The sequence below is a fragment of the Synechococcus sp. 1G10 genome, from assembly GCF_002252625.1.
In the GTDB taxonomy this organism is placed as follows: Bacteria; Cyanobacteriota; Cyanobacteriia; order PCC-6307; family Cyanobiaceae; genus Regnicoccus_A.
Genome location: NZ_NQKW01000019.1, coordinates 16,600 through 33,914 on the forward strand (window position 1 = coordinate 16,600; position 17,315 = coordinate 33,914).

17 protein-coding genes are annotated in these 17,315 nt (G+C 66.7%); 9 read left to right on the forward strand and 8 right to left on the reverse strand.

Going from position 1 to position 17,315, the window contains the following annotated elements; translation table 11 throughout:
- Positions 1-8: 8 nt before the first annotated feature.
- Together CJZ82_RS13615 and CJZ82_RS13620 are read right to left on the reverse strand one after the other, a co-directional pair.
- On the reverse strand, positions 9-215 hold the full coding sequence (locus CJZ82_RS13615) for a hypothetical protein (protein WP_094556314.1): 207 nt from the start codon (positions 213-215) through the stop codon (positions 9-11).
- On the reverse strand, positions 212-1,021 hold the full coding sequence (locus CJZ82_RS13620; RefSeq protein WP_094556315.1) for a DUF2092 domain-containing protein: 810 nt from the start codon (positions 1,019-1,021) through the stop codon (positions 212-214). Before CJZ82_RS13620 ends, CJZ82_RS13615 begins: the two co-directional genes overlap by 4 nt.
- Before the next feature lie 501 nt (positions 1,022-1,522).
- On the opposite strand from CJZ82_RS13620, the gene CJZ82_RS13625 reads away from it, so the two are divergent.
- The 3 genes from CJZ82_RS13625 (at position 1,523) to CJZ82_RS19395 (ending at position 3,265) form a co-directional block, all read left to right on the forward strand.
- Positions 1,523-2,086: a hypothetical protein gene (locus CJZ82_RS13625; protein ID WP_198949780.1), complete on the forward strand. Its 564-nt coding sequence runs from the start codon at positions 1,523-1,525 to the stop codon at positions 2,084-2,086.
- A gap of 228 nt (positions 2,087-2,314) precedes the next feature.
- Positions 2,315-3,085, forward strand: a complete 771-nt coding sequence (locus tag CJZ82_RS13630; RefSeq protein WP_094556317.1) for a hypothetical protein — start codon at positions 2,315-2,317, stop codon at positions 3,083-3,085.
- Between the two features lie 48 nt (positions 3,086-3,133).
- The gene (locus CJZ82_RS19395; protein ID WP_255380935.1) at positions 3,134-3,265 is read left to right on the forward strand and encodes a hypothetical protein; all 132 of its coding nucleotides are present in this window, start codon (positions 3,134-3,136) and stop codon (positions 3,263-3,265) included.
- A gap of 29 nt (positions 3,266-3,294) precedes the next feature.
- Here CJZ82_RS19395 and CJZ82_RS13635 read toward each other — a convergent pair whose 3' ends face one another.
- Positions 3,295-3,498, reverse strand: a complete 204-nt coding sequence (locus tag CJZ82_RS13635; protein WP_143593675.1) for a hypothetical protein — start codon at positions 3,496-3,498, stop codon at positions 3,295-3,297.
- 3 nt (positions 3,499-3,501) lie between these two features.
- On the opposite strand from CJZ82_RS13635, the gene CJZ82_RS19400 reads away from it, so the two are divergent.
- From CJZ82_RS19400 to CJZ82_RS13650, 3 genes are all read left to right on the forward strand, one after another.
- Positions 3,502-3,636 carry a hypothetical protein gene (locus CJZ82_RS19400; RefSeq protein ID WP_255380937.1) on the forward strand — a complete coding sequence of 45 codons (135 nt, stop codon included), beginning with the start codon at positions 3,502-3,504 and terminating at the stop codon, positions 3,634-3,636.
- A 375-nt stretch (positions 3,637-4,011) separates the two neighbouring features.
- Positions 4,012-5,241 carry a class I SAM-dependent RNA methyltransferase gene (locus tag CJZ82_RS13645; RefSeq protein WP_094556319.1) on the forward strand — a complete coding sequence of 410 codons (1,230 nt, stop codon included), beginning with the start codon at positions 4,012-4,014 and terminating at the stop codon, positions 5,239-5,241.
- A 69-nt stretch (positions 5,242-5,310) separates the two neighbouring features.
- Positions 5,311-6,957, forward strand: coding sequence for an alpha-amylase (locus CJZ82_RS13650; RefSeq protein WP_233130252.1), 1,647 nt, complete (start codon positions 5,311-5,313; stop codon positions 6,955-6,957).
- Between the two features lie 138 nt (positions 6,958-7,095).
- Here CJZ82_RS13650 and CJZ82_RS13655 read toward each other — a convergent pair whose 3' ends face one another.
- From CJZ82_RS13655 to CJZ82_RS13665, 3 genes are read right to left on the reverse strand one after another with little or no spacing between them, the layout of a single operon-like run.
- Positions 7,096-7,530 carry a type II toxin-antitoxin system PemK/MazF family toxin gene (locus tag CJZ82_RS13655; protein WP_198949781.1) on the reverse strand — a complete coding sequence of 145 codons (435 nt, stop codon included), beginning with the start codon at positions 7,528-7,530 and terminating at the stop codon, positions 7,096-7,098.
- Positions 7,531-7,570: 40 nt separating this feature from the next.
- Positions 7,571-8,356 (reverse strand): SWIM zinc finger family protein, encoded by a 786-nt coding sequence (locus CJZ82_RS13660; RefSeq protein ID WP_094556320.1) that lies wholly within the window; start codon positions 8,354-8,356, stop codon positions 7,571-7,573.
- Entirely contained in the window at positions 8,353-11,037 is a 2,685-nt protein-coding gene (locus tag CJZ82_RS13665) for a DEAD/DEAH box helicase (RefSeq protein ID WP_143593676.1), read from the reverse strand. The genes CJZ82_RS13660 and CJZ82_RS13665 overlap by 4 nt, the downstream gene beginning before the upstream one ends.
- Between CJZ82_RS13665 and CJZ82_RS13670 the strand changes: the two genes are divergently transcribed.
- Entirely contained in the window at positions 11,023-11,706 is a 684-nt protein-coding gene (locus tag CJZ82_RS13670; protein ID WP_094556354.1) for a polysaccharide deacetylase family protein, read from the forward strand. The genes CJZ82_RS13665 and CJZ82_RS13670 overlap by 15 nt on opposite strands.
- Here the strand turns inward: CJZ82_RS13670 and CJZ82_RS13675 are convergent.
- Positions 11,672-12,085 carry a phage holin family protein gene (locus CJZ82_RS13675; protein WP_094556322.1) on the reverse strand — a complete coding sequence of 138 codons (414 nt, stop codon included), beginning with the start codon at positions 12,083-12,085 and terminating at the stop codon, positions 11,672-11,674. The two genes, CJZ82_RS13670 and CJZ82_RS13675, sit on opposite strands and share 35 nt — an antisense overlap.
- Complete coding sequence (locus CJZ82_RS13680; RefSeq protein ID WP_094556323.1) at positions 12,082-12,498, reverse strand: YqjD family protein; 417 nt, start codon at positions 12,496-12,498, stop codon at positions 12,082-12,084. Before CJZ82_RS13680 ends, CJZ82_RS13675 begins: the two co-directional genes overlap by 4 nt.
- Positions 12,499-12,602: 104 nt before the next feature.
- Between CJZ82_RS13680 and smc the strand changes: the two genes are divergently transcribed.
- The gene (gene smc / locus CJZ82_RS13685) at positions 12,603-16,223 is read left to right on the forward strand and encodes a chromosome segregation protein SMC (protein WP_094556324.1); all 3,621 of its coding nucleotides are present in this window, start codon (positions 12,603-12,605) and stop codon (positions 16,221-16,223) included.
- 65 nt (positions 16,224-16,288) lie between these two features.
- Positions 16,289-17,299 carry a PRC-barrel domain-containing protein gene (locus CJZ82_RS13690; RefSeq protein WP_094556325.1) on the forward strand — a complete coding sequence of 337 codons (1,011 nt, stop codon included), beginning with the start codon at positions 16,289-16,291 and terminating at the stop codon, positions 17,297-17,299.
- Positions 17,300-17,315 lie beyond the last annotated feature (16 nt).

Below are 17,315 nucleotides of genomic sequence, written 5' to 3' on the forward strand. Positions count from 1 at the left end.
CCGTTGGTTCAGCAGTCGTAGACACCAACGGCACAACGACGCACGGTGCGTCGGGCCACTCCAGCCACGCTGACGGGAGTGAGCGGACGGCCGACGCGGGCCTGCGCCAACGGCACCAGGGCATTCAGGAGCTGACCCGGGAGCGTTTGCAGAGAGCCTGAGCCAGCAAGGGCAAGGGCAACAAGCAGAGCAGCAGTCTTGCGGGTGGTGGTCATGGAGTTCCTCCTTGAGTGAAGTGACTGGGCAGTTCGCCCATGGACTTGATCGTCTTCAATTCATCCTTACTGATGGCCCTCGCCCCCTTAGGTGGCACGAAGCTGAAGCTCTGTCCGACTGCCGCGGATCCCGTCTGAAAGTTGCTGATCTGAACACTGTACTGAGGTGAGCCAGGCACCGTCGTAGAGCTGATCATGTAACGGCAGGGATAGGGACGCTGTCCCTGGGCAATCCAGATCTGGAAATCGACATCCTTTTTGCGGAACGCAAGGTGATCACACTCCACACCACCGACCACGCCGCTGCCTAGATCCTTGACATCCGTGACGCCCTCGGTGAGTTCGGCGTAGGCCTTCGGTAGCAGCAAATCAGCTGCGGGGAGGGGTCTGCGGTACTTGTCCTTGAGCTCATCCACCATGGTTTCGATCGTGCCCTTGAAAGGAACCTGCATGTAAACGTTGGCCTTTTTACCCAGAAGGGTGAAGGTCGAGCCATCGAAGACCGTTTCAATGTCGGTGAAACCGGTGGAACGGGTGAAACGGACACGACCGGGGCGAGCCAGCGACACCGTTCCGGAGCTGGCCAACGTGAGTCGTTGCTGTTCAGTGGTAACGACATCGAGATCGGCGTCGTAACGGAATGACATGGCCTGCTGAGCCGCCATGTAGGTGGTCATCCCCTTGAGTAACGCCAGGGCTTCAGCCTCTGCCGCACTCGCGCCGGGGAGCCCAACTGCCGCTACCGCGACGGCAAGCAGGCCCGCACCGGCCCCAGCACAGAGGCCACGGCCAGGCTGCTTGAACATGCTCAAAAATCTTGTTGACATTCTTGCCGATTGACTCGTTGAGGGCATGATGACCCTGGCCTCAGTGGAACACTGTGAGCTGAGTCAAGCTCAGCCTAGGCCGCTGGAGCGCCCCGCCCACAAATTGCTGCATTTTGGTGAAATATAGAAAAATTTTCGCGATGAACGAAACCTATTCATCACAAACTTATGGGCTGGTCGTTTCTAGTCAGGCCTGCGAACGGCACGTGCCGGCCCGTTGTTGATGGCTAAACAACACCCATTGAAAATCGCAGCATGGCAGCAAACAACCAAATTCTCAGTACTCCTGCAAATGGCGGAGACCTTGTCAAAGTTGAGACATTCGATGATCGGCCATGCAGGCTTAGTTGCCGTCCTGGATTCCTGCGTCATGACTGGGACCATGTCATCAAGTGTCTTCGTTGATGTCTTGAGAGCTTTTACCCAGTCTTCCGTCCTCACTTTCCTGTGATGCTGGTCAAAAGCCAAGGAGCATCTGCCATGACCATCCGGGCAACCCTTCCGCTCACCCCGTCCATGCTGGCCGTGGCCACCGCGCTGGCGGTTGCACCGTGCAGCACGGCACTGGCCTTTGCTCCGGATCCGATCCGCAGTGCCGAATCAGCCGCGCCGCGAGCGATTGCCGCCAAGGCCAGTGTGATGCTCATGAATGCCGACGGATCCATGAAGCAGCTACGCAAGGGAAGCAACAACTTCATCTGCCTGCCGGACAACCCGGCGACACCAGGACCGGATCCGATGTGCGCGGACGCCAATGCAATGGAATGGGTGATGCAGTGGGTGGGACGGAAGGCACCGAACCAGAACAAGCCGGGCTTCATGTACATGCTCGCCGGTGGTACCGACGCCAGCAACACCGATCCATGGGCCAAGACACCCTCCCCTGGTGAAGATTGGGTGCACACAGGCGCCCACGTGATGCTCGTGGGCATCTCCCCCCAGACCCTGGCGGGCTACCCCAAGGCTCCGCGGCCAGACACCCGAGAGGCTTACGTGATGTGGGCCGGTACTCCCTACGCCCATCTGATGCTGCCGGTGCGCTGATCCCCCACCGCAGCGGTGGGGCCGCTGTATCTCGAATTTCGGCGATGTCAGCAGAGTCTTCTCCGCATGGTCCCGGGCGGGGAGATCACCGGCCGCTCCAGCCGGCACATCGAAAGGCTCAGCGCCACGTCAGTCGCCTCGACTCGTCGCTGTTGCCTTGAGGCCGGCCGACAATCCCTTGAGTAGACCGGTGCGGGACACCGTGAAGGATCAAGGGGGCCTATCGCAATGGTGATGCGCCGCCTGGGCATGCTGCTGAAGCTGGTCCTGGTTCTGGTGCCCCTGGCAGCGCTCAAGGTGCTGGCCATGGCCCGGGGTTGGGAGGTGCTCGCGGCCACACCCCTGTTCGCCGGACTGATCACCTCCAATGTCTTTCTGATCGGCTTCCTGTTCAACGGCGTGCTCACCGACTACAAAGAAAGTGAGAAGTGTCCCGCCCAGCTCGCCCAGACCCTGTTGAACCTGGTTGCGGAGTTACAGGCGCTGGGCTGGGCACGGCCGGAAGCCGACCCGTCGGCGGCCCTGGCCACCCTGGCTCAGCTCGGGCCAGGCTTCCTGGGGTGGTTCCATGGCACCTCCTGCGCCAACGACCTGTTCGAGCTGATGGATCGGCTCAATGCCGATCTGGCTCAGCTCCGCGGCAAATGTGAGTCACCCTTCATGACACGGTTGCTTCAGGAGCTGGCGTCGCTTCGGAGCCAGTTACTGCGCATGGAGACGATCCGCTCGATTCCCTTTGTCCCCACGGTGTACTGGTTATCAGCAGCCAGCACCGCCGTGTTGTGCGCCGGCCTGGTGCTGACCCGCATGGAGGGCTGGGCGGAGATCTTCTTCTATCTCGGTGCGATCGCCTTTCTGATGGTATTCATCCTGCTGATGATCTGGGATCTGGACAATCCCTTCGGCCATGGCGAGTTCTCCTCTTGCGAGAACATCAGCCTGGCGCCCCTGGAGCGGACGCTGGCCAGGATCGTCAACCCCCAGAACCCCGAGGGTTGAGGGGGCGCGGACCGCGCTCAGGCAGCATGGTCTCCCGCATCTGGCTCGATGGCTTCACACCGCGGTAATCCCTGGCCAATACTGGCCCTACTGCTCCTGGGACTGGGACTGGCGGTGCAGGTGTTCCACGGGCAGAAGGGAACCCAGCGCGATCCCCGCCGGGAATTGCGGAAGTTCTGATCGCTGTGGGCAAGTGCAAACGGCCTTGATCAACCGAATCTCGCCCCCTTCTTCTTCCGCAGGTTTTCCGCCGAGAGCTGCACCATCTCTGCCGCAAAGCGCTCCAGCGAATCGATCGTGTTCAACAGTGGCCGGCGGGGCTGAAGGCATGGTTTATTCACCAGTGCGTCTTGTTCGACCAGCTGATGAGTGCCCGACACCACCTCTGCCTCTGGCAAGAACAACTGTCCCAACGCATGGGAACAACCCGCACGGCCATTTCACGATTAGAGAGCGGAAGAAATCATGAGCCCTGCCTGGGCCTTCTGTGCCGCTATGCCGAGGTCGTCAACTTCGAGCTGCGGGTGGCCATCGAACTTCTGCCCCACTGAGCCTGGCTATCGCCAATGAAATGGGGGCCTTCCAGCCCCCGTGAGTCAATTGGGTGATAAGGCTGACTTACCCCATCTCCCTAAGGAGTCAGGCGGCCACAGGGGCGGGCTGACGGGAGAAAGCAACGATGTTGTTCGCTGTTACGGATTTGCTCTTACCGAGCAGGCTTCAGTCACCCTCCTCATACCCCGTCGAAACCATTGCAGCCCCTTGAAGTGGAGCTGAGCGGAATCGAACCGCTGTCCGAAGAACCGGTGTGAGCCACCTAGTCCGCCCGAAGACGGACATTTGCATTGTGGCACCTGCGCCTGCCAACGGCCCAACACCGAGCAGGTGGGCATCCCCGAACCGATGCCGAAGGCCACCATGGAGCGATGGAAACCCCCCACCCCGATCGGCCCTTAGACGTGATCGCCGTGGTGCCGCCGGGTCTGGAGGAGGCAAGCGCGATCGAGCTGGCGGCCCTTGGCGCTGAAGCGGTGCAGCCGCTGCGGCGGGCCGTGGCCTGCCGTACGGACCTGGCCGGGTTCTACCGACTGCATCTGCAGGCACGACTGCCCTTCCGGTTCCTGCGCGAGCTGGCCCGCTTTCCTTGCAGAGGTCGAGAGGATCTCCACGCCGGCGTGCAGCGGTCGGCCGACTGGCAGCACTGGCTGCCCCCGGAGCGCAGCTTCAAGGTGGAAGCCAGTGGCAGCGCACCAGGCCTCAGCCACAGCCACTACAGCGCCCTGCAGGTGAAGAACGCCCTGGTGGATCTCCAGAGGCAGCACTGGGGGCAGCGATCCTCCATCGATCTGGACGACCCAGACCTTGTGCTCCACCTTCACCTGGGCACCCCCAGAGGGGGCGGCGGTCCCTGGGGGGCAGCAGCCGAAGCGGTGCTCAGCCTTGATGGTGGTGGCGCCAGCCTGCACCGCCGCGGCTACAGGGCCGCCATGGGGCTGGCCCCGCTCAAGGAAAACCTGGCCGCCGGGCTGATCGCCCTCACCGGCTGGGATGGCAGTGTGCCCCTCGCCGACCCCCTCTGCGGCTCCGGCACCCTGCTGATCGAAGCAGCCTGCATGGCCCTGGGCCGCTCTGCAGGCCTGGAGGGCGGCGGGGCGAACCGGCCAGGCCGCGCCCGGAGTTTCGCCCTGCAGCGCTGGCCGGATTTCGATCCGATCCTCTGGCAGCAGGAGGTGGAGGCCGCCACAGCCCTGGCCCGCGACGGGCTGGCCGATGGTCGCCCGCTGGCCCCGATCGTGGGTATGGAGGCGGAAGCGGCTGTGCTGGAGCAGGCCCGCGCCAATGCCGCCGCAGCTGGCGTGGGGCCCTGGCTGGATCTACGCCAGGGCGATTGCCGCAACTTCGAGCCGCCCAGCGGTGCAGCTGGTCTGCTGGTGTGCAATCCGCCCTACGGCGAGCGGCTCGGCGATGGGGAGGACTTGGAGGCGCTCTACTCCGATCTGGGTCGGATGGCCAAGGAACGCTGTTCCGGCTGGACCCTCTGGCTGTTGAGCGGGAACCCCGAACTCACTGGTGCATTGCGCATGAAGGCCAGCCGCAGGATCCCGGTGAGCAACGGCGGCATCGACTGCCGCTGGCTGAAGTACGAGCTTCGCTGATCCAGCGCGCCGCAGCCACAGCCGCCTTGCCCAACCGCGGATAGCCTTCGCGCAGACGTGTAGGACCTCATGGACGCCATCTTCCAGGAGCTCAGGGACCTTGTTCTGGAGGCCGAGAGGGACCCGGAACGCGACACCGGCGAAGCAGCGGTTGCCCTGCTGCGCCAGTGGCTCGACACCCACACCGAGACCCTGCTGAGCAAGAAGGGGATCGGCGATTACAACGGCACGATGATGCAGTGGTTCCACTGGTACACCCCGGCCGACGGGCAGCACTGGAACCGGCTGCTGGCCGAGGCTCCGGCCTTGGCGAAAGCCGGCATCACCGGGCTCTGGCTGCCGCCGGCCAACAAGGGGATCGGCGGCGCCAACGACGTGGGCTACGGCACCTACGACCTGTTCGATCTCGGCGAATTCGACCAGAAGGGCACGGTGCGCACCAAGTACGGAACCAAGGGCGAGTATCTGGCCGGCGTGAAACTCTGCCGGGATCTGGGCATTCAGATCTACGCAGATACCGTGTTCAACCACAAGATGGCAGCGGATTTCGAAGAGGATTTCGAAGCGATTCCCTTCGACCCCACCAACCGCTACAACCCCCTCGGTGATGCCCGTACGATCCGCTCCTGGACGGGCTTCACCTTTCCGGGCCGCAACAAGCTGCACTCCAGCATGGACTGGCACTGGTGGCACTTTGATTCCGTGGATTACAACAGCCTGGATCCGGGCTTCAAGGCGATCTGGCGAATGAAGGAGAAGCAGTTCGAAGGCAACGTGGATCTCGAAAGTGGAAATTACGACTACCTGATGGGCTGTGACCTCGACATCAACCATCCGGAAGTGCGGGGTGAGCTGAAGCACTGGGGCGAGTGGATGCTGGATCATGTGGGGGTGGATGGCTTCCGCCTCGATGCGATCAAGCACATCAACAGCGACTTCTTCAGCGACTGGATCCAATACCTGGAAAACTACGCCCAGCGCGATCTCTTCATCGTGGGCGAATACTGGACCTATGACATCAATACACTCGGCTGGTACGCCGGCAATACGGCAGGGCGCATGTGCATGTTCGATGCACCGCTGCACAACAACTTCCACCGCGCCAGCCGCGCCAGTGGCAAGTTCGACATGCGCACGATCCTCGATGGCACCCTGATGAAGGAGATGCCGCTGCTGGCCGTCACCCTGGTGGACAACCACGACACCCAGCCGCTGCAGGCGCTGGAATCAGTGGTGGAAAGCTGGTTCAAACCACTTGCCTACGGCATCATCCTGCTGCGCCGCGAGGGCTATCCCTGCATCTTCCACCCCGATTACTACGGCGCCCATTACAAGGACAAAGGCCGTGACGGCAACGAGTACGAAATCTGGCTCGACAGCCACCGCGCCATCCTCGACAAGCTGCTGCTTGCCCGCAAACACTTCGCCTATGGCGATCAGTACGACTACTTCGATCACTACAACACGATCGGCTGGACCCGGCTCGGCAGCAAGGACCATCCCCATTCCATGGCCGTGTTGATGAGCGATGGCGGTGCCGGCAGCAAATGGATGGAGGTGGGCAAGCCCAACACCGTGTTCCGCGACCTCACCGGTGTAATCTCCGAGCCGATCACCAGCAATGGCGATGGCTGGGCGGAATGGCGCTGCAACGGCGGCTCTGTGTCTGTCTGGGTAGAGGAGTCAGCGCTGGCGGCGCTGGGGGAGACCTTCTGAGCAAAGGGGCACTGGCTCCAGGATCAAGGGCAGGCAGCTGCAGGCTGGCAAGCTGAGGATCTACAGGTGGATGTCGTCCTCCTTGGGCACGAAACAGCGTCTGCTTAAGCGGCCTGAAGCGAAGCCACCGAGCACGCCCTAGATCCGCCTGGTCACCTGCAGGAACAGGGCCCGCGGCACGTTGCCGAGCTTCGTGGCTTCGGACGCTTCGATGGTCGGGATCTTGGCCGTGCGGATCTGCGACGGCACCGGCAGGCCTGCTGGGGGCAGGTTGCTCACAAGCACATCAGCTGGCCAGCCACGATTGTCGGCACTGGTGAACATCACCACCCATAGGAATACGTTGGCTTCGTCGGTAGCGTTACTCGACACGTCCAGCGCCGGGCAAAACTTACGGGTGGGACGATCGATGTAAGGGAACGGCACCTTGATCACGTCGCCTTGCTCAAAGCTGGCCATAGGTTTCACATCGGCGACGGAATGCCATTCGCTGAATGAGCCGAAGGGATCGGAGGCCTGGAGATGCAGGGCGGCGCGAACCGGCTGCGGAATGGTGCCCTGGGCTTTCGTCACCTGGCAGCAAGCAGCCTGGGGGTTGGCCTCGCCGTGGCCTTCAGCCCTGCGCCTCGACGTCCGGTTCCGGTGCTGGCTCCCCATCCGGTAACGGAGTAGTGATAGCCCCGTACAGCTCCACCAGCCCCGGCGCCAACGCCTCAGGCACGGGGATCGGCCCCAGGCGCTCCAGCACCCGAGCCGGTGGATCCGGCGGCAGGGCGTCGGGGATCACCAGGCGCTCGCCGGGGCGAGCCACCAGCCCTTGGGGCCACCAGGGGGGCAACCCCTCTTCGGATCCTGCGGCCGCGGCGGCCTTCGCGGTCGGCCGCAGCCGTTGCATCAGCGCCTCCCGCTCTCGCCCGCGCCAGGCCAGCAGCTGCCAGGGATCGTCATCGAGCTGCTGGGCGAACACATGCAGGCTGGCGGCGATGTGCTTGCAGGGCACCTCCCAGTCCGGGCAGCTGCACTCGGCCTCCAGGTCACTCCAGCTCGCGGGGAACAGATCCACCCCCGCCTGGCGGAAGCCTGCTTCTAGATCCTCTGGCACCTCGCCGGCCAGCAGCTTCGCCGCCCAGCCCAGCCGCTGGCGGAACACCGCCTCGATCGCCTGCCACCCCTCTTCATCAGGCAGCTCGGTTTCCACGCTCACCTTGTAAGGGGTGCGCCGCGAACCCTGCACCCTGGCTGCCAGCCGCCCCGGGCCCACCTCCAGGCTCAGCACCTGGCCGCTCCTGGCGTAGCGCCGGCCCCGCTCCATCCGGCCGCCCAGCCCATAGCCCTCGAGCACGTCGATGAACCGCTGCGACCACCAGCGCCGGGCCGGAGCCTGCTGGCGCGGGCTCATGGGGTGAGCGCCTCGCGGCGCAGGCTGATCACCTCCCGCAGTTCGGTGGTAGAGAGCTCGGTGAGCCACTGCTCCCCCGTGCCCACCACCCGCTCGGCGAGGTCGCGCTTGCTCTGGATCATGACGTCGATGCGTTCCTCGATCGTGCCGCTGCACACCAGCTTGTGCACGTGCACCGTGCGCCGCTGACCGATGCGGTGGGCCCGGTCGGTGGCCTGATCCTCCACCGCCGGATTCCACCAGCGATCGAAATGAATCACATGGGCGGCGGCGGTGAGGTTGAGGCCGGTGCCGCCCGCCTTGAGCGAGAGCAGGAAGATCGGCGGACCATCGGCCTCGGCGAACCGCTGCACCATGGCGTCCCGCATCCGCCGCGTCAGCCCACCGTGCAGCCACAGCGGTTCGCCGCCATAACGACCCTGCAGGTGGGCCCGCAGCCGCTCCCCCCAGGCCGCGAACTGGCTGAAGATCAGCACCTTCTCGCCGGCGTCGAGGATGGCATCGAGCAGCTCCTCGACGCGATCGAGCTTGCCGGAACGCCGCGGCAGGGCCGAGCCGTCGTCGAGGTAGTGGGCCGGGTGATTGCACACCTGCTTGAGCCGGGTGAGGCCGGCCAGCACCAGGCCGCGGCGTTCGATGCCGTCGCTGCTCTCGGCCGCCGCCAGCAGTTCCTCCACCACCGCCTGATACAGGCTGGCCTGCTCGGCGCTGAGGGTGCAGGGTTCGCTCTGCTCGATCTTGCCCGGCAGGTCGGGCAGGATGCCGCGGTCGCTCTTGAGGCGGCGCAGCAGGAAGGGGGACGTGAGCCGCTGCAGCCGGGCGGCCACCTCCGCATCGTGGTCGCGTTCGATCGGAAGGGCGAACTGGTCGCGGAACTGCCGCAGGCTGCCGAGCAGGCCTGGATTGAGCAGCTGCATCAGGGCCCACAGCTCGCTGAGCCGGTTCTCCACCGGCGTGCCGGTGAGGGCGATGCGGCGTTCCCCCCGAAGCGCCGCCGCCGCCTTGCTCTGGGCTGTGTAGGGATTCTTGAGCTGCTGGGCCTCATCGAACACCAGCCGTCCGAAGTCCATCCCCGCCAGCAGGGGCAGATCCCGGCTCACCATGCCGTAGGTGGTGAGTAGCACCGACGCCGGCCGACCCTTGCCGCCTTCGCTGGCCAGCTGGCGAGCTAGGGCGGCGGCGCTGCCGCGGAAGCGGCCTGGCCCGTGGTGGATCAGCAGCGGCAGCTGGGGCGCAAAGCGCTGGAGTTCCCGGCTCCAGTTGCCCAGCAGCGACACCGGCGCCACCACCAGCGTGGGGGCCTCAAGCGGATCGGCCAGCAGGGTGGCGATCAGCTGGGCCGTCTTGCCGAGGCCCATGTCATCGGCCAGGCAGGCGCCCAGACCCAGTCGGCCCAGGAACACCAGCCAGCCCAAACCCCGTTCCTGGTACGGCCGTAACTCCCCCACGAAGTCGGCCGGCGTGGGGATCGGTGTGGCGCGGCTGTGGAGCTCGCCGCCAAGCAGCTCTCCGAGGGGGCCGCTGGCCTCCACCCCCACCAGGGCCAGGTCATCCGGCAGGTCGAGACGGGAGAGGCCGAGGTTGGCGTGCAGCAACGCCGTGCCGCTGGCCTCACCCTCGAGGCCGGCGTGACGCAGCAGGGAAGTAATCGCGTCGGGATCAATCAGCGTCCATTCGCCCCGCAATCGAACCAGGCTGCGCTTGGCCGCAGCGGCCCGTTGCAGGCTGGCCAGCTCGGCGGTGCTGAGGGGCCGATCGCCCAGCACCGCCTGCCACTGGAACGACACCAGGGCGTTGAGGTTGAGGCCGGCCCCTTCGCCGGCGGGGGTGGTGGTGGAAGAGCGCCGGCTGGTGTTGGGGCGCAGGCCCAGGCGGTGGCCATGGCGCCACCAGCTGGGCAGCAGCAGGCCGAACCCCGCCTCATCGAGCACACTCGCCCGCTGCCGCAACAGGGCCAGCAGGGCACCTTCAGCCAGCTCCAAGCCGGCCGGTGCCTGCTGCTCGAGCAGGCCAGCCAGTTCGGGCGCAAGGCGGGTGAGCAGGCCCAGCTGGGCCAGCACCGCATCGAAGCGGTCTACCGGGAAGGGACTCTCGCCGTCCCAGAACGCCGCCAGGGGCACCATCAGGCTGGGATCGGTCGCTGAGCGCAACAGCAGTTCGAGCGGCCAGCGACGGACACGGGGGCTGCTGGGTTCATGCAGCCGCAGACACAGCTGCAGCGCGCCGCCGCCGCCGGCCCCCTCCCGCACCCACTGGTGAAGCCCGGTGACGAAGGCCGCCTCAGCGGCGAGATCGGCCGTCGCCACCAGATGGGGATCAGGACCCACCAGGGCCGCCAGCCAGGCCTGGGGCAAAGTCGCCGGTCCGGGGCGACGACGGCGGGCAGGGGGCGGTGCGGCGGAGCCATCGAGGCGGTGACGCACGAGCCAATCCACAGCATCCGCCAGGGATTCGGCCAGCTGCTGCTGCTCCTCCGGGCTTTCCCCTGTCAGATGAGCCGCCAGCAGCTCGCGATCGCCGGCGGCGGGCAGCGGCCACCACTGGGCCCGCAGGCGTCCATCGGGATCCACCACCAGGCCCGGCACTACCCGGCCGCTGTCGACGAAGTAGGTGGCCAGCTGCCGGCAGGCCAGCGAGGCCGGGCCGGGAGAGCATGGATCGGCTTGATGGGCGATCACCATGACCCTGACCCTAGAAGCGATGGCCTCCCCTGGACCCCCGGGGTGACCTTCTGCGGTTCCGCTGCCGAGCCTGAGCTGGCGCTCACCATCGACGACGGGCCAAGCGGCCTGGGCTCCGACGCGATGCTGGATCTGCTGCGGGAGCTGGGGGTGCCGGCCACCTTCTTTCTGATCGGGTCCAACCTGCGCCGGAATCCCCAGTTCGCGCGGCGGGCGGTGGCCGAGGGGCAACAGCTGGGGAACCATCTTTGGGTGGATTCGCGCACGGCCCTGTTACCGAGACGGCAGTTCCTGCGCCAGTGCGACGGCACCGAGCACCGCATCCGCCGCTGCGCCGCACCGCAGATGCCCGCACTGCACTGGCTGCGTCCTGGTGGTGGCTGGTTCCATCCGCCGCTGCTGGCCTGGGCGGCGGCACGGAACTACCGCCTGGTGCTGGGATCGATCTTTCCCTGGGACACCTTTCAGCCGCCGACCTGGTTTCAGCGCTGGTTCATCCTCGCCAACGCCCACCCCGGCGGGATCCTGGTGCTGCATGACACGCCCGAGCTCAACAGGCAGACCCTCACCACCCTGCGCCAGGTGGTGCCGGAGCTGAAGCGGCAGGGGTATCGCTTCGTGGACCTCGACAGCCTCAGCGGCCCAGCAGGGCCCGGGTGGTCTTGCTGAGACCGGCGGTGGTCTGGGGCAGATAGGGGCCCTTGATCAGCTGCCCGCCGATACGCAGCAGCACACCCGCCAGCACCAGATCCCCCAGCAACAGCAGCAGCACCGCCTGCAGCCACCCCCAGCCAAAGCTCTGGTGCAGCCACAACACCAGGGCGACATGGCCGGCCACAGCGGCCAATAACGTCAGCACACCGCCTGCCGCCAGCAGAACGCCTCCGCTGATCAGCCGGCGCTTCTCCTGGTCCACCTCCTGCAGGGCGATGCGGACATGCAGGTCCATCACAGACGTCACCAGGGCCGTGACGCGACCAGCTGCCACCCGGCCCACACCAGCGCCGGCGGAGCGCCTCCTCCGGCGCTCGTCGTCGGCCGAACTCATGAGGAACGCCGGCCCGGAGCCAGCATCAACCCGACGATCAGGCCCACCGCCGCCGCCACGCCGACCGCCAGCAGGGGCCGCTCGCGCACGGGCTTCTCGATCCGGGGCCTCAGGCTGGTGTTGAGTTCGTCGAGAAGATTCTCGAGCTGCTCCTCAAGCGGACCGATGCGATCCACCAGATCGCGGGTGCGGTCACCGGCCACATGGACCAGGTCGAGCAGTTGCTCCTGCACGCCGTGGGCGGTGCGGCCGGTCTGCTCGGCGATCACCGACACCACCTCATCAAGGCTGCCGCGGGTGGCCTCGAGGGTTTCGCGGGCCACCTGGGGCCATTCACGCTGGATGGTGGGGAGAAGGGCGTCGAAGCGCTCCCGGAAGCGATCCCGATTGATGGTGGGGATTTCAGGTTCCATGACGTGACGATCCTGGGGGGACTGTTGCTCCCACGATAGGTAGGGGCTTGAGATCGTCAGCAGCTCCGCTAGGTTTCAGCTGCTCAGCACTGCACGCGGGCCTGTTGGTTTACATCAATCAGGTCGAACTCGCCCAGTTCAAATCGTTCGGTGGAGCGATGGCGATCCGGCTGGAGCCATCCTTCACGGTGATCACCGGTCCGAACGGCTCAGGCAAGAGCAACATCCTCGATGCCGTTCTGTTCTGCCTGGGCCTGGCCAGCAGCCGCGGCATGCGCGCAGAGCGACTCCCCGATCTGATCAACAGCGCCACGGTTCGCCAGGGCAAAGCTGCCGAAACGGTAGTGAGCGTGCGCTTTGACCTCAGCGACTGGCAGCCCGACCCAGCTGAAGCGGGACTTGAGCCCCCGGCGGAGGGCCCCTGGATTCAGACCGGGCAGAAGGAATGGACCGTGAGCCGGCGGCTGCGGCTGGCTCCCGGCGGTACCTACAGCAGCAGCTTCAGCTCCGATGGGGTCCCCTGCAACCTGCAGCAGCTGCAGACCCAGCTGCGCCGGCTGCGGGTGGATCCCGAGGGCAGCAACGTGGTGATGCAGGGGGATGTGACCCGGATCGTCTCAATGAGTGCCCGCGACCGCCGCGCCCTCATCGATGAACTGGCCGGGGTTGCCCTGTTCGATTCCCGCATCGAGCAGACCCGCGCCAAGCTCGATGAGGTGCAGGAGCGCCAGGAACGCTGCCGAATCGTCGAGCAGGAGCTGCTGGGGAGCCGCCAGCGGCTGGAGCGCGACTGCGCCAAGGCCCGCACTTACCAGGAGCTGCGCCTGCGCCAGCAGCTCGGCCGTCTGCAGGAGCAGGTGCTCGCCCATGAGCAGGCTGGCGGCCAGCTGGAGGCCCTGCGCCGGCGTCAGCAGGCCCTCGAGGCCCAGGAACAGAGCGACCGCACGGCCCTGACCGCTGCCCAGGAAGCCCTGGAGCAGGCCAGCAGTGGGCTCGCCCTTCTCCAGGCCGAAGTCAAGGCCCTCGGCGAAGACAGCCTGCTGGTGGTGCAGGCGGAGCTGGCCGGCCTGGAGACCAGCGCCCGCGAGCTGCAGCGCCAGGCGGAGCGACAGCAGCAGCAGGCTGAGGCGCTGCAGGGCCAGCGCCAGGACCTGCAGCGCCAGCGGCTGGACCTGCAGCGTCAGCGGCTGGAGCTCAGCGCCGATGAGCAGCACACCGCCGCCCTGGATGCTGCGGCTCAGGCCTGCCTGAGCGCCGAAGGTGCCGTGGAGCTCTCCCGCCGGCGGCTGGGGGAGGTGGCGGGCCGCTCCGGCACCTGGCTGGAGGAGCAGAAGCGCCGCAGCCAGCGGCGGCAGGAGCTGCAGCAGGCGGTGGCTCCCCTGCTGGCGGAACAGCAGCAGCTCAGCGAGAGGCTGCGCCAGGCCGAGGAACGCCTGATCGAACTGGAGGCGGAGCTGGCCAGCGGGGACAGCGCCGACCACGACCAGCAGCGGCGCCTGCAGGAGCTGTTGAGCGAAGCCGAAGCCGTCCAGGCCCTGGTGGACCAGCAACAACGCCAGGCCCAGGACCTGGCCGAAGCCCTCGCCCTGCAGCAACGCACCCGCACCCGACTGGAGCAGGAGCAGACCCAGCTGGAGCGGGAGATTGCCCGGATCGAAAGCCGCCGCGACACTCTCCAGGAAAGCCGTGGCACCGGCGCCCTGCGCCTGCTGCTGGAGGCCGGCCTCGGCGGGCTGCATGGTCCTGTGGCCCAGCTCGCCGAGGTGGAGGAGCGCTTCCGGCTGGCCCTGGAGGTGGCCGCCGGCGGCCGCCTGGCCCAGGTGGTGGTCGACGACGACCGCATCGCTTCAGAGGCGATCGAGCTGCTCAAGAGCCGCCGGGCCGGTCGACTCACCTTTCTGCCACTCAACAAGATCCGCGGCGGCGGCAGTGGCGGCAGCAGCAGCGGCAGCGCCGCCCTGGAGCGGGGCGGTGCCGGTGGCCGCTCCGGCGCTGGCGGACTGGTGGGGCGCGCCGTCGATCTGCTCCGCTTCGAGCCCGTGTACACGGAGGTCTTCCGCCACGTCTTCGGCGACACCCTGGTGTTCGAAGACCTGGCCAGCGCCCGCCGCGAGCTCGGCCGCTGCCGGGCCGTGACCCTGGAGGGGGAACTGCTGGAGCGCAGCGGGGCCATGACCGGCGGCAGCCTGCAGCAACGCTCCGGCCAGCTCAGCTTCGGGCGTGCGGGGGAGCAGGACGAGGCGGAGCCCCACCGGCAGCGCCTGCTGGAGCTGGGGGAGAGCCTGGTGGCCTGCCGTCGCCGCGAGGCCGACCTGGGCCGCCAGCTGGAGCAGCTGCGCCCTGTGCTACAGGAGGGCCAGCAGCGCAGGGCCGCTCTGACGGCGGAGCGGGCCGCGGCAGAGCGCGCCCTGGGGCCCCAGCTGCAACGGCTGGAGCAGCTCCAGCAACGCTGCAGCCAACACCAGGCCAGCCTGGAGAGCGGCCGCCAGCGCAGCCAGCAGCTGGAGCAAGAGCTGGCCCCCTTGCTGCTGGAGCTGGCCGGACTGGAAATAGCCGAGGCCGAGGCCCAGGAGTCGGGAGACAGTGCCCGCTGGCAGGGCCTGCAGCACGACCTGGAGACGGCCGATCAACGGCTGGCCGCCGCCCGCGAGCAGCGTGACATTCTGCTGCTGGCCCAGCGGGAGCGCAGCTTGAGCCTCACCCGTCTTGGTGATCAACTCGAAGCTCTCACCCTGGAGGAATCGCGGCTGCAGCAGGCCGTGCTCAACCTGGCCGAGGAACACCGCCTGCGCCGCGAGCAGGAATGCCAGGGCGAGGAGCGGCGGGCGGAACTGGAGATGCAACAGCAGCAGTTGCAGGAACGCTTCGGCGAACGGCGCCGGGCTCGCGATGCCGCCGAAGCCCAGGTGGGCCAGCAGCGGCAGGCCGTCCAGCAACGGCAGTGGGAGCTGCAACGGCTGGGGGAGGAGCGTCTGTCGCTCAGCGAGCAGGAGCGGGCCCTGGCCCTGCGGCTGGAGGCGATGGAACGGACCCTGCCCGATCCTCTCCCCGAGATCCCCGAGGAGCTGCGCTCAGCAGGCCTCGAGGCGCTTCAGCAGGAGTTGCAGCGGCTGCAGCAGCGCATGGAAGCCCTCGAGCCGGTGAACATGCTGGCCCTGGAGGAACTGGAGCAGCTGGAGCAGCGTCTGGCCGACCTGGCCGCCCGGCTGGAGGTTCTCTCCAGCGAAAGGGAGGAGTTGCTGCTGCGCATCGAAACGGTCGCCACGCTGCGCCAGGAGGCGTTCCTCGAGGCCTTCCACGCTGTGGATGGCCATTTCCGCACAATCTTCGCCGGACTCTCCGAAGGCGAAGGGCACCTGCAGCTGGAGAACGAGACCCAGCCGCTTGAGGGCGGTCTCACCCTGGTGGCCCACCCCAAGGGCAAGACCGTGCGCCGTCTGGCTTCGATGTCGGGCGGGGAAAAATCTCTCACAGCCCTGAGCTTCCTGTTCGCCCTGCAGCGCTTCCGTCCCTCCCCCTTCTATGCCCTCGATGAAGTCGACAGCTTTCTCGATGGGGTCAATGTGGAGAGGCTGGCCGCACTGATCGCCAGCCAGGCCGATCAGGCCCAGTTCCTGGTGGTCAGCCACCGCCGGCCGATGATCGCCGCGGCCACCCGCACGGTGGGGGTGACCCAGGCCCGCGGCGCCCACACCCAGGTGGTCGGGATGCCCACCGCCGCCTGACCCGGTGCGGTGAGCCACAATGACTTGAGCACCCACCCTGCCTACACCCGCCCGGGAACTGGCCTTTGACCTCTTCTTTCCCTCCGTCCGCCGATCCTTCCGGCGGCGCCCCCAGCGACAGGCTCTGGCTGCGCTCCGAGCTGATGGGGACTCAGGTGATCACCCGCGACACCGGCCGCCGGCTGGGGGTGGTGGGCGAAGTGGTGGTCGATATCGACCGGCGTGAGGTCGTGGCACTCGGCCTGCGCGACAACCCCCTCACCCGCTTCCTGCCGGGCCTGCCCCGCTGGATGCCACTGGACCGGATACGCCAGGTAGGCGACGTGGTGCTGGTTGACTCCGCCGATTCCCTGGCCGAGGGGTTCAACCCCGACCGTTACAGCAAGGTGATCAACTGCCAGGTCATCAGCGAATCGGGCGAACAACTGGGCCGGGTGCTCGGCTTCAGCTTCGACATCGAAACCGGCGAGCTCACCACCCTGGTGCTGGGAGCCCTCGGTGTTCCCCTGCTCGGCGAAGGGGTGCTGAGCACCTGGGAACTGAGCGTCGAGGAGATCGTCAGCAGCGGCCCTGATCGGATCATCGTCTACGAGGGCGCCGAAGAGAAACTCAAGCAACTGGGCAGCGGCCTGCTCGAGAAACTGGGCATCGGTGGACCCAGCTGGGAGCAGGAGGAACGGGATCGCTTCCGCCAGACCATGGTGCCGGTCGAGAACCAGCTGGCCTCCGGTCAGCCCATTGCGCAGGAGCAACGCAGGATCCAGCCCGCCTCCAGCCGCGCCGTGCAGGTGGAGGAGCAGGAGGAACTGGAATATGTGGAGCTTGAACGCCGCCGGCAGGAACCCCTGCGCCAGCGTCGCTACCTCGACGAGGACGAGTACGACGACGAGCCGCGCCGCCGCAGCCCCTTGCCCCAGCAGCCCCGCCAGGCATCGTTGCGCCCCAGAGAAGATGAGCGCCAGCCCCTCGATGTGGAGCCCGAGCCCTACCGGGAGATGCAGGACCCTGAACCGGAGGTGCTGGATACCCCAGTTCGGCCCCGCACGAATGAGGAGCGGTTCAGCGATCCCTGGTGAGTGAGGCCAGGGATCG

Coding starts and splice junctions, on each gene's coding strand:
- CJZ82_RS13665 (WP_143593676.1), bottom strand. CDS start 11,037: ATGGTGATCGCCCATCAAGCCGATCCATGCTCTCCCGGCCCGGCCTCG.
- CJZ82_RS13630 (WP_094556317.1), top strand. CDS start 2,315: ATGGTGATGCGCCGCCTGGGCATGCTGCTGAAGCTGGTCCTGGTTCTG.
- CJZ82_RS19395 (WP_255380935.1), top strand. CDS start 3,134: ATGGCTTCACACCGCGGTAATCCCTGGCCAATACTGGCCCTACTGCTC.
- CJZ82_RS13660 (WP_094556320.1), bottom strand. CDS start 8,356: ATGAGCCCGCGCCAGCAGGCTCCGGCCCGGCGCTGGTGGTCGCAGCGG.
- CJZ82_RS13625 (WP_198949780.1), top strand. CDS start 1,523: ATGACCATCCGGGCAACCCTTCCGCTCACCCCGTCCATGCTGGCCGTG.
- CJZ82_RS13675 (WP_094556322.1), bottom strand. CDS start 12,085: ATGAGTTCGGCCGACGACGAGCGCCGGAGGAGGCGCTCCGCCGGCGCT.
- CJZ82_RS13615 (WP_094556314.1), bottom strand. CDS start 215: ATGACCACCACCCGCAAGACTGCTGCTCTGCTTGTTGCCCTTGCCCTT.
- CJZ82_RS13645 (WP_094556319.1), top strand. CDS start 4,012: ATGGAAACCCCCCACCCCGATCGGCCCTTAGACGTGATCGCCGTGGTG.
- CJZ82_RS19400 (WP_255380937.1), top strand. CDS start 3,502: ATGGGAACAACCCGCACGGCCATTTCACGATTAGAGAGCGGAAGAAAT.
- CJZ82_RS13650 (WP_233130252.1), top strand. CDS start 5,311: ATGGACGCCATCTTCCAGGAGCTCAGGGACCTTGTTCTGGAGGCCGAG.
- CJZ82_RS13620 (WP_094556315.1), bottom strand. CDS start 1,021: ATGTTCAAGCAGCCTGGCCGTGGCCTCTGTGCTGGGGCCGGTGCGGGC.
- CJZ82_RS13670 (WP_094556354.1), top strand. CDS start 11,023: ATGGGCGATCACCATGACCCTGACCCTAGAAGCGATGGCCTCCCCTGG.
- CJZ82_RS13680 (WP_094556323.1), bottom strand. CDS start 12,498: ATGGAACCTGAAATCCCCACCATCAATCGGGATCGCTTCCGGGAGCGC.